Below are 9,210 nucleotides of genomic sequence, written 5' to 3'. Positions count from 1 at the left end.
CCGCGGCCAGCCCCCAGCCGGACGGCAGGTAGCGCACCGCCGCCGACGCCCCGGCCGGGATCCCGCCGGTCTGCCCCAGCGCGACCGCGAAGACCCAGCCCTGGCCGAGCGCCGCCAGGATCGCGCCGTTGACCAGGCCGGCGCCGACCGCGCCCGCGCGCGACCGCAGGGCCAGGCCCATCACGGCGACCGCGACCCGCGACAGCAGGACGAAGACCGCCAGTTGCAGGAGCATCGCGGGCAGCGCGACCAGCACGGCCGCCGGGCTCTGCCGTACCCCGAAAACGACCAGCCCGGACAGGGCCAGCAGGCTGATCACGGGCGCGACCCCGACGAAGGCGGAGACCAGCAGGCCCGCCGCCAGACGGCGGGGCGGGAGGCCGAGCGAGGTGAAGTACTCGGGGCGGAGCGTCTCATCGCCGCCTCCGGCGAAGACCGGGCCGAAGATCCAGCCGAGCATCCAGACCGCGTAGGCGGCGGCGAGCAGGTCGCCGGTCTGGAACGCGGCGTACAGCGTGCCGCCCGCCAGGACGAGCCCGAGCACCCCGCCCATCACGATGGAACCGGCCTTCTGCCCGTTCATCGAGTTGCGCAGCACGGCCAGCTTCATCGCGGCCATGGTCCGGGGAACGGTCAGTGCGACAGCCACGACAGCCCCCTCGACCCGGTGTCGGACGCGCCGACGAGCCCGACGAAGGTGTCCTCCAGGGAACGGTCGCCCCGGACCTGCTCCAGCGGCCCGGCGGCGGCGACCCTGCCCCGGTCGATCACCGCGACGTGGTCGCAGAGCTGCTCGACCAGGGCCATGACATGGCTGGACAGCACGATGGACCCGCCCCCCGCGACGAACCCCCGCAGGATGGTCTTGATCGTGGCCGCCGAGACGGGGTCGACGGCCTCGAAGGGCTCGTCGAGCACGAGCAGCCGCGGAGCGTGCAGCAGTGCCGCGGCCAGCCCGATCTTCTTGCGCATGCCCGTGGAGTACTCGATCACGAGGGTCTTCTCGGCCTGGTCGAGTTCCAGCACCGACAGCAGTTCCTGCGCGCGGGCGGCGACGACGTCCTTGGCCAGTCCCCGCAGCAGGCCGAGGTAGGTGAGCACCTCCCGGCCGGTCAGCCGTTCCGGCATCGCCAGGCCGTCGGGCAGCACGCCGACCATCGCCAGGGCGCGGGAGGGGTCGGACCAGACGTCCGCGCCGAAGATCCGGGCGCTGCCGCCGTCGGGGCGGAGCAGGCCGGTGGCCATGGACAGCGTGGTGGTCTTGCCGGCGCCGTTCTGGCCGACCAGCCCGTAGAAGGAACCCGGTGGGACGGTCAGGTCGACGCGGTCGGCTGCGACCTTCTCACCGAAGGTCTTGGTCAGGCCGGCGATCTCTAGCGCTGGAGTCATGGGGGATCTCTCGTGTCACTGGCGGGGAGGGCCGGGAAAAGGCTTTCGTCCGGCGGCCGGAAAATTCGATCATGTACGATGCGCTCTGTCCAGTCTCCCGCGCGCCGCCGGGGGTACGGGAGCGGCGGCCTCCGCGCTCACGCGGCGGACCGGTGATCGTCTCCGGACCTGCCCACTCCGACCGCAGCCCTGAGCCGAGGCCGGGACCCTGTTCCCGGCCTCGGTGACCGGCAACCAGCGGCCCGCGACCGGCGCCCGGCCCCACGACAGCTGATCCCGCCACCGGCCCGGCCCTGGGGTTCGGCCTCGCCCGCCGTACCGGGGCCCGGCACGACGCCGGAGTCCGGCGCCGTGCCGGGCGTTCAGCGCGGTGCCCGGACCGGTGGACGTCCGTTCCGGGCACCGCGCCGACCGGAACACCCGGCAGGGCGCGCGCGCCGTACCGGGGAACCGGAGATCAGCGGACGTACGGCCAGCCGGCGGAATCCCAGCCGAGCAGGTTGACGCCGAGCTTGGCCCGGCCGGCGTCGTCGTAGTAGTGGTAGACGAGGAGTTCGCCGTCGACGTCGGACAGCACGGCGGGATGGCCTGGGCCGTGCACGCTCCCGTGGCTCGCCAGGATCTCGGTCCCTCCGCCGGAGGTCATCCGGGTCCCGTTCCGGTCGACGAAGGGGCCGGTGACGGACGTCGACCGGCCGACCATGGTGCGGTAGGTGCTGTCGGCTCCCCGGCAGCAGAAGTCGAAGGAGACGAACAGGTAGTAGTAGCCGCCGCGGCGGTGGATGTACGGCGCCTCGACCGACCCGGAGGCGGTGGTGCGCCGGGCGATGCCGCGCACGGCGGTGTCAGAGGCCGAGCGCTTGCCCGTCGCGGAGTCGAGCCGGATCATCTTGATCCCTGACCAGAAGGAACCGAAGGTCAGCCACCAGCGGCCCTGGTCGTCGACCACGAGGTTGGGGTCGATCGCGTTGTAACCGCTGCTGTCCGTGGTCTCGACGATCAGCCCCTGGTTCGTCCAGGACCCGGCCGCGCCGGTCGTGCTGGTCGCCAGGAAGATCGCCGACTTGGACGAGCCGAAGGTGGAGGCCGAGTAGTACAGGTAGTACCTGCCGTTGCGGTACGACAGATCGGGTGCCCACAGGTTGCGGCTCCCGCCGGTGTAGGCCGTGGTCCAGGGGGCCCCGTTCGGGAAGACGACCCCGGCGTTGCGGAAGGCCGTCCGGTCGGCGGAGGTCTTGATGCCGATGCCGTCCGCGGTGTGGACCAGCAGGTAGCGGCCGTCGGGCGTCTTCACCATCGACGGGTCGTGGACGAGGACGTCGCCGGTGACCCGGCCGGTCCCGGGTAGTCCGCGAGCGCGGCCTCGGCGGGCCGCAGCGCGCCCAGCGCCACGACGAGCGCGCATGCTGCGACCAGCGCCCGGTAGAGGCGTTTCACGTGATCACATCCTGACTCTCGGGAGACCGGCTCTTCGAAGGGGGCGGTCGGCCCCGTCCCCGGCCGGCTCCGCCGCCTGACGGTATGGAAAGCGCTTACTCGCGTCAACCCTCACCCGGTCCGACACCATGAGAGAGGCCGTCGGCGCAGGCGGAGACGGGATTTCACGGAGATCGGGTGACTGAAAGTTTCAGGTCCGCCGGCGGCGCGACACGCTCACCCCGCCGACGGCCCCACTGTGGCCGCACGGGCGGACCGGCCGGGTCCGGGACCTCGGAAACGCCGGGTACGGCGGACGTCAGGAGTGCGGTTCGCTCCGGGGCAGGCCCCTGAGCTCGAGGTCCTCCAGGAGCGTCTGTGTGGCGGCGGCGACGGCGTCCACCGCGCGCTCGAACGCCTCGGCGTTGCGCGCGGACGGAGAGCGGAACCCGGAGATCTTGCGGACGTACTGGAGGGCGGCGGCGCGCACGTCCTCACCGGTCACGCCGCTGGTGTAGGGCTCCCGAAGGGTCTTGATGCTCCGGCACATGACAGGACCTCATTCCATCCATGCCCGGCGCCCATGCCTCCCGGTGGTCAGTACCGCTCCCGCGGAGCGGCCACCGGGAAGGATCGGCGCCGGGAACCGGTCAGGCTCCGACGAGGGTGGCCGGGTCGACCCGATCGACCGCGTGCAGCGCCCAGCGCATCCGCTCGCGGTACGTCTCCGGATGGTCTCCGGCCTCCTGCGCCACGCAGGCCACGCAGTCGGCGAGGTCGTGCCGGCAGACGCGCAGCCGGTCCTCGATCGCGGCGCGCACCTGCTCCGGCGAGGGATCGTCCGAAGCCTGCAGAGTGGAGGCGAACAGGACGTCGGCCAGGTCGGACATGCTCATCACGGTGGTGGGCATCGTGTGCCTCTCTCCCCGGAGACCGCGGGACCCGGTGGGATCGCGCGGACTCCTCGAATCGTCCAGCTTGGGCTCACACCACCAGCATGCCTCCCGCCACCGACATTTTCCGGCGGACGCGGCCGCCGGTCACCTGAACCCGAAGACGCCCGCCTCCTCCAGGACCATCCCGGCCAGAGCCCCGGCCGCATCCACCCGGCCGAGCGACTTGGCCGCCTTCGACATGTCGGCGCGCAGCCGCGGGTCCGCCAGGAGGGCGTCGAGCTCGGCGAGCAGCAGCTCCGGCTCGGGACCGTTCTCCAGGAGCGCCCGGGCCGCTCCGGACTCGGCCAGGTAGCGGGCGTTCTGGCGCTGCTCGTCCCCGGCGGAGGGCACCAGGGGGACGAGCACGGACGGCTTGCCCACCGCGGTCAGCTCGGCGACGGCGCCGGCCCCGCTGCGGGAGACCACGACGTCGGCGGCGGCCAGCACGTCGGCCAGTTCCTCGCCGACGTAGGGGACGGGGCGGTAACGCTCCCGCAGGTGCTCGGGGAGTCCCTCGGCGGTCCGGGTGAGCTGGTCGATCCAGCCGGGGCCGCACTGGTGGAGCACCTGCGCCCGCTCCAGCAGCGCGGGCAGGATCCCCTCGATCAGCCTGTTGATCTGGAGGCTGCCCTGCGCCCCTCCGGTGACGTACACCAGGGGCACCTCCGGCGAGAAGCCGAAGTGCCAGCGGCCGGACGGGGCGTTCCCGCGCAGCAGGTGGGGCCGGACCGGGTTGCCGGTGACGGCCGCCCGCTCCCGGGCCGCGGCGGGCAGGTGCTCGACCGACGAGGGGTGGGTGAGCGCGATCCGGGTGGCGAAACGCGCCAGGATGCGGTTGGCCAGGCCGAGCGCGGTGATCTGCTCGTGCATCACGAGCGGACGGCGGAGCATCCGGGAGGCCAGTCCCAGCGGCACGCAGACGTACCCTCCCGTGGACAGCACCACGTCGGGACGGTAGCGGGCGGCGATCCCGAAGGCCTGGAGGATCCCGACCGGGATGCGGAACATGTCGGCGAGGTTGGCGAGCAGTTCCCTGGGGTTCGGCGAGCGCCGCAGCTTCCCCGTCTTGATCGCGCGGAAGGGGATGCCGTTCTCGGCCGCGACGCGGGCCTCCAGGCCGCTCGCCGTACCCACCCAGAGCACGTCCAGGTCGTACCCGTGCGCGGCGGCCTGCTCGCGGACGGTGGCGACGGTGGTCAGCGCGGGGTAGGTGTGACCGCCGGTCCCGCCTCCGGTGACGAGCATGCGCAGGGGCTGGCGGTTTCCGGCGTTCATGCGTGCGTTTCCTCCACAGATTGCGATCGTCGGGTTCCCGGTCACGACCGGGGCGCCGGGCGACCTCGGGCACGCTACCGGGAGTCCCGATAAAGATCCAATTGTCCCGAGTCCGGCCGTCACCCGCCGAACCGGGGAGCCAAGGTAGAAGTATGCCGCAAACGGGTACAAACCCGCACGAAAGCCATATTTCACATAAATGGCTGAGCGAGGGGATTCGCCGTCCCCGCGGGACCTCGGAAGAAGCACCACCCACGAGAAGGGATGCGTCATGCAGACCAAGCAGTGGAACGTAGAGATCACCATCGTCGAGGACGACAACGACCGGGTCACCTCGGCCCAGGCCGTGCTGGACATCCCCGATGGCCGCAGGTACGAGAGCGTCGAGTACGCGCGGCGCAACCCGACCGACCGTCCGGTGCCGGACATCGGCGACGAACTGGCCGCCGGCCGCGTGCTGGCCGACCTGTCCGGCAGGCTGATGGGCGACGCCGCGGCCGACGTGATGGAGGAGGCCGAACTCAGAAGAAGGTGAGGACGGCCCCGGTTCCGGGTCTCCCGGACTCCCTGGGCGCGACGGCCCGGACGACCTCGTCCGGGCGTCGCGCCGTCCGCTCCCGGGGCCGGTCCTCAGTCGCGGGACATCAGCCTGACGAACTCCTCGAAGGAGAACCGCCCGTCCCCGTCGGAGTCGGCGTCGCGGTTCAGCGAGCCGATCGCCTCCGGGGGGAGGTCGGGGAAGCGCCCGGCCAGCTCCCCTTCCGTGATGTAACCGTCGCCATCGGTGTCGATGGCGGAGAACTCGCTCCTGAGCTCGGTCAACCGCTCCGCCGACATGGTGATCCGCCTTTTCCTCGTGTCCGTTCCGGCAGACAACCTACGGGAGTCCCCGCCGGGCGAGAAGACGGGATCCCGTCCGGAAACCGTGCTCCTCCCCGTGATTCCGGGACGCGGTCCTCCCGCCGCCCCCTCCCCTTCGCCCCGGCCTCGGAGCGTGGTCCTCCCTGCGTCTCCTTCTCCCCGGCCGGACCCGCTCACCGCCGCCCGGGCGGCGGTGAGCGGAAGGCTTCTCTCAGCGTGTTGTGCAGTGCACAACGCCGTGCCGCGAATGTGGTACCGCGCGCACGGGCCCTCTACCGTGTCCACCGTGTTCGACGTGCTCATCGAGGGCGGCCGGGTGGTGGACGGCACCGGCGCCCCGCCGTACCCTGCCGACGTCGCGTCCGCGACGGCCGGATCGAGGCGGTCGGCGACCTGTCCTCCGGCGGCGCCCGTCCCGCCGCGGCCGCGATCGACGCCACCGGACGGCTGGTGGTCCCCGGGTTCATCGACGCCCACGTCCACGGCGACGCGACCGTGCTCGATCCCGGTGTCCAGCTGGCGGCGCTCCGGCAGGGCGTCACGACGTTCGTGCTCGGGCAGGACGGCCTGTCCTTCGCCCCCTCCGCCCCCGAGACGCTGCGCTTCGTCACCCGCTACTTCGCCGCGATCAACGGCGCGCATCCGGCCCTGGACGGCGGGCCGGTGAGCGTGGCGGACCTGCTGGCCTCCTACGACCGCGCGACCGCCCTCAACACCGTCTACCTCGTCCCGCACGGGACGGTCCGCCACGCGGCCTGCGGTGATCCGGCGGCGATGCTCCGCCTGGTGGAGCAGGGCCTGGAGGACGGGGCCGCAGGCCTGTCCAGCGGCCTGGAGTACGTCCCCGGACGGTACGGCGACGCCGCCGAGCTCGCCGCGCTGTGCGCGCCCGTCGCCCGGGCCGGTCTGCCCTACGTGACCCACATGCGGGGATACGAGGAGGCCGCCGCCACGGGCATGGCCGAGGCGCGGTCGATCGCCGAGCGGGCGGAGGTCGCGCTGCACGTCTCCCACTACCACGGCCCCGGCGGACGGCTCGCCGGAATGGTCGACCGGGCCCTCGACGCGGGCCTGGACGTCACCTTCGACAGCTACCCCTACCTCAGCGGGTTCAGCATCCTGGCGATGGTCGCCCTCCCCCGCGACCTCGACGGCCCCGGCGTCCTCGCCCCCGGGCCGGACGGCCGGACCGGCGACGGCCCCGGCGGCGGGACACCCGGCGGGACCCGGGACAGGGCCGCCCGCCCCGACCTGGACCGCACGGTGGCGCTCCTGCACGACCCCGCGGTACGGCGCCGCCTGGCCCGTGAGGCCGACCCCACGCTCTGGCGGCGCGCCGTGCTCGCGCACGTCCCCTCCGCCGAGTTCGCCTGGACCGAGGGCAGGACGCTGGCCGAGGCCGCGGCCGAAGCCGGGCGCGGACCGGCCGACTTCTGCGCGGACCTGCTGATCGCGACCGGGCTGGCCGCCAGCTGCGTGTTCGCCCAGCCGCCCGGCAACGACGACACGTCCATGCGGCTGCTGCTGCGGCACCCGGCCCACATGGGCGGGTCCGACGCCATCCACATCGGCGGCCACCCCCATCCGCGGGCCTTCGGCGCCTTCGCCCGCTTCCTCGGCCGGCACGTCCGCGAGCTCGGCGACTGGACCTGGGAGGAGGCGGTCGCGCACCTGTCCTCCGCTCCGGCCCGCCGGTTCCGGCTGCCGGACCGGGGCGTGATCCGTCCCGGCCTGGTCGCGGACCTCGCGGTCGTCGATCCGGGGAAGGTGACCGACACCGCCGACTACTCCCGGCCGCGCGTCCTCGCCGAGGGGATCGACGACGTGCTGGTCGGCGGCGTGCCGGTGCTGGCGGGAGGCGCCCTCACCGGGGCCCACCCCGGCCGCCCGCTGAGGCCGCGGTGACCGCCCCCGGTCCCGGCCGGAGCCGCGACCACGACCACGACCGGGGACGAGGAGAGGAACGGGTGCAGGCGCAGAGTCCCGGCCGGGACCGCGAGCACGACCGGAGCCCCGGCGCGGGCGCGGGTCAGGGCAGGACGGGCGGCGGGGAGCGCAACCAGTCGGCCTCGCTCCGGCGGGCGCTGGCCGTACTGGAGTACGTGCGCGACCACGCGGGCGCCGGCCAGGGCCTGTCGCTGTCGCGGCTGGCGGAGGCGCTCGGCCTGTCCAAGAGCACCGTGCTGCGCCTGACCGTCCCGCTGCTGGAGGCCGGGCTCCTGGAGCGCGACCGCAGGAGCGGGGCCTACCGGCTGGGCCACGGCACGCTCCGCCTCGGCCAGGCCTACCTGTCCACGCTCGACCTGCGGACCGTGGCCGCCGAGGAGACGCGCCGGCTGATGATCCAGGTCCGCGAGACCGTCCACCTGGTCGTCCACGACCCGCCGTACGTCGTCTACATCGACAAGGTGGAGAACGAGGCGACGGTCCGGATGGCCTCCCGGATCGGCAGCCGGAGCCCGCTCTACTGCACCGCGGTCGGCAAGGCGATCCTCGCCTGGCAGCCGGAGGAGGCCGTCGAACGGGTCGTGGCCGCCGGGCTGCCCGCCCTGACCCGCCACACGATCACCGACCCCGACCGGCTCCGCGGTGAACTGGCCCGGATCCGGCAGCGCGGCTACGCCGTCGACGACCGGGAGAACGAGCCCGAGGTCCGCTGCGTGGCCGCACCGATCTTCAACCACGACGACAGCGCGGTCTCCGCCGTCTCCGTCTCCGGTCTGACCTCGCGGATCACCGCCGCGCGGGTGCGCGACCTGGGGCCGATGGTGGCGCGGACCGCCCTGCTGATCTCCAGAAAGCTGGGAGCCCCCCGATGACCGACCTGGTGACCCTCGGCGAGACCATGGCCCTGTTCACCGCCCGCCGTACCGGCCTGCTCCGGCACGCCCGGGACTTCGACCTCGGCGTGGGCGGCGCGGAGTCGAACGCGGCGATCGGCGTCACCCGGCTGGGCCTGCGGGCGGCCTGGATCGGCCGGGTGGGCGCCGACGAGTTCGGCGAGCTGGTCCGCTCCACCCTGGCCGGGGAGCACGTCGACGTCTCCCGGGCGGTGGTCGACCCGGACGCGCCCACCGGCCTGATGGTCAAGGGACGGCGCACCGCCGAGGCGGTGGACGTGCGCTACTACCGGGCGGCGAGCGCGGGCTCCCGGCTCCGCCCGGACGACCTCGATCCGGAGTTCATCCGCTCGGCCCGCGTCCTGCACGTCACGGGGATCACCCCCGCGCTCTCGGCATCGGCCCGCGAGGCGGTCCGGTCCGCCGTGGCGGAGGCGCGCGCGGCGGGGGTGCCGTCTCGATGGACGTCAACTACCGCCGCGCCTCTGGCCGCC

At 73.5% G+C, this 9,210-nt stretch carries 10 protein-coding genes and 2 pseudogenes; 4 read left to right on the top strand and 8 right to left on the bottom strand.

Going from position 1 to position 9,210, the window contains the following annotated elements:
* From ACWJ6R_RS06320 to ACWJ6R_RS06290, 7 genes and pseudogenes are all read right to left on the bottom strand, one after another.
* Nucleotides 1–649: pseudogene (locus tag ACWJ6R_RS06320) on the bottom strand (hypothetical protein); the annotation flags it as partial.
* Nucleotides 634–1,389 carry an ABC transporter ATP-binding protein gene (locus ACWJ6R_RS06315; RefSeq protein WP_449061285.1) on the bottom strand — a complete coding sequence of 252 codons (756 nt, stop codon included), beginning with the start codon at nucleotides 1,387–1,389 and terminating at the stop codon, nucleotides 634–636. The gene ACWJ6R_RS06315 and the pseudogene ACWJ6R_RS06320, both read right to left, overlap by 16 nt.
* Before the next feature lie 457 nt (nucleotides 1,390–1,846).
* Nucleotides 1,847–2,686, bottom strand: a complete 840-nt coding sequence (locus tag ACWJ6R_RS06310; protein ID WP_449061284.1) for an arabinan endo-1,5-alpha-L-arabinosidase — start codon at nucleotides 2,684–2,686, stop codon at nucleotides 1,847–1,849.
* The gene (locus tag ACWJ6R_RS06305) at nucleotides 2,680–2,826 is read right to left on the bottom strand and encodes a hypothetical protein (RefSeq protein ID WP_449061283.1); all 147 of its coding nucleotides are present in this window, start codon (nucleotides 2,824–2,826) and stop codon (nucleotides 2,680–2,682) included. The genes ACWJ6R_RS06310 and ACWJ6R_RS06305 overlap by 7 nt, the downstream gene beginning before the upstream one ends.
* Nucleotides 2,827–3,124: 298 nt before the next feature.
* The gene (locus ACWJ6R_RS06300; RefSeq protein WP_449061282.1) at nucleotides 3,125–3,355 is read right to left on the bottom strand and encodes a DUF2277 domain-containing protein; all 231 of its coding nucleotides are present in this window, start codon (nucleotides 3,353–3,355) and stop codon (nucleotides 3,125–3,127) included.
* A gap of 100 nt (nucleotides 3,356–3,455) precedes the next feature.
* A complete protein-coding gene (locus tag ACWJ6R_RS06295) occupies nucleotides 3,456–3,716 on the bottom strand; it encodes a hypothetical protein (protein WP_449061281.1) in 261 nt (86 codons plus the stop codon).
* Nucleotides 3,717–3,845: 129 nt separating this feature from the next.
* On the bottom strand, nucleotides 3,846–5,015 hold the full coding sequence (locus tag ACWJ6R_RS06290) for a UDP-N-acetylglucosamine--N-acetylmuramyl-(pentapeptide) pyrophosphoryl-undecaprenol N-acetylglucosamine transferase (RefSeq protein WP_449061280.1): 1,170 nt from the start codon (nucleotides 5,013–5,015) through the stop codon (nucleotides 3,846–3,848).
* A gap of 271 nt (nucleotides 5,016–5,286) precedes the next feature.
* Here ACWJ6R_RS06290 and ACWJ6R_RS06285 point away from each other — a divergent pair, with 271 nt between their 5' ends.
* On the top strand, nucleotides 5,287–5,550 hold the full coding sequence (locus ACWJ6R_RS06285; RefSeq protein WP_068899040.1) for a dsRBD fold-containing protein: 264 nt from the start codon (nucleotides 5,287–5,289) through the stop codon (nucleotides 5,548–5,550).
* 95 nt (nucleotides 5,551–5,645) lie between these two features.
* On the opposite strand, the gene ACWJ6R_RS06280 is transcribed toward ACWJ6R_RS06285, so the two are convergent.
* Nucleotides 5,646–5,852 (bottom strand): EF-hand domain-containing protein, encoded by a 207-nt coding sequence (locus tag ACWJ6R_RS06280; RefSeq protein WP_449061279.1) that lies wholly within the window; start codon nucleotides 5,850–5,852, stop codon nucleotides 5,646–5,648.
* Nucleotides 5,853–6,125: 273 nt separating this feature from the next.
* On the opposite strand from ACWJ6R_RS06280, the gene ACWJ6R_RS06275 reads away from it, so the two are divergent.
* The 3 genes and pseudogenes from ACWJ6R_RS06275 to ACWJ6R_RS06265 form a co-directional block, all read left to right on the top strand.
* On the top strand, nucleotides 6,126–7,781 hold the full coding sequence (locus tag ACWJ6R_RS06275; protein ID WP_449061278.1) for an N-acyl-D-amino-acid deacylase family protein: 1,656 nt from the start codon (nucleotides 6,126–6,128) through the stop codon (nucleotides 7,779–7,781).
* Entirely contained in the window at nucleotides 7,778–8,695 is a 918-nt protein-coding gene (locus tag ACWJ6R_RS06270) for an IclR family transcriptional regulator (protein ID WP_449061277.1), read from the top strand. Before ACWJ6R_RS06275 ends, ACWJ6R_RS06270 begins: the two co-directional genes overlap by 4 nt.
* Nucleotides 8,692–9,108 (top strand): annotated as a pseudogene (locus ACWJ6R_RS06265) (PfkB family carbohydrate kinase); the annotation flags it as partial. The gene ACWJ6R_RS06270 and the pseudogene ACWJ6R_RS06265, both read left to right, overlap by 4 nt.
* Between the last annotated feature and the right edge of the window lie 102 nt (nucleotides 9,109–9,210).

This window comes from Planomonospora algeriensis (genome assembly GCF_977012225.1).
Note: the sequence above shows the minus strand (reverse complement) of the source record. Positions and strands in the feature narration are given on the sequence as shown.

Excerpts from the sequence above, each read along its gene's own strand:
- ACWJ6R_RS06315 (WP_449061285.1), bottom strand. The coding sequence starts at position 1,389 with ATGACTCCAGCGCTAGAGATCGCCGGCCTGACCAAGACCTTCGGTGAG.
- ACWJ6R_RS06310 (WP_449061284.1), bottom strand. The coding sequence starts at position 2,686 with ATGGTGAAGACGCCCGACGGCCGCTACCTGCTGGTCCACACCGCGGAC.
- ACWJ6R_RS06300 (WP_449061282.1), bottom strand. The coding sequence starts at position 3,355 with ATGTGCCGGAGCATCAAGACCCTTCGGGAGCCCTACACCAGCGGCGTG.
- ACWJ6R_RS06295 (WP_449061281.1), bottom strand. The coding sequence starts at position 3,716 with ATGCCCACCACCGTGATGAGCATGTCCGACCTGGCCGACGTCCTGTTC.
- ACWJ6R_RS06290 (WP_449061280.1), bottom strand. The coding sequence starts at position 5,015 with ATGAACGCCGGAAACCGCCAGCCCCTGCGCATGCTCGTCACCGGAGGC.
- ACWJ6R_RS06285 (WP_068899040.1), top strand. The coding sequence starts at position 5,287 with ATGCAGACCAAGCAGTGGAACGTAGAGATCACCATCGTCGAGGACGAC.
- ACWJ6R_RS06280 (WP_449061279.1), bottom strand. The coding sequence starts at position 5,852 with ATGTCGGCGGAGCGGTTGACCGAGCTCAGGAGCGAGTTCTCCGCCATC.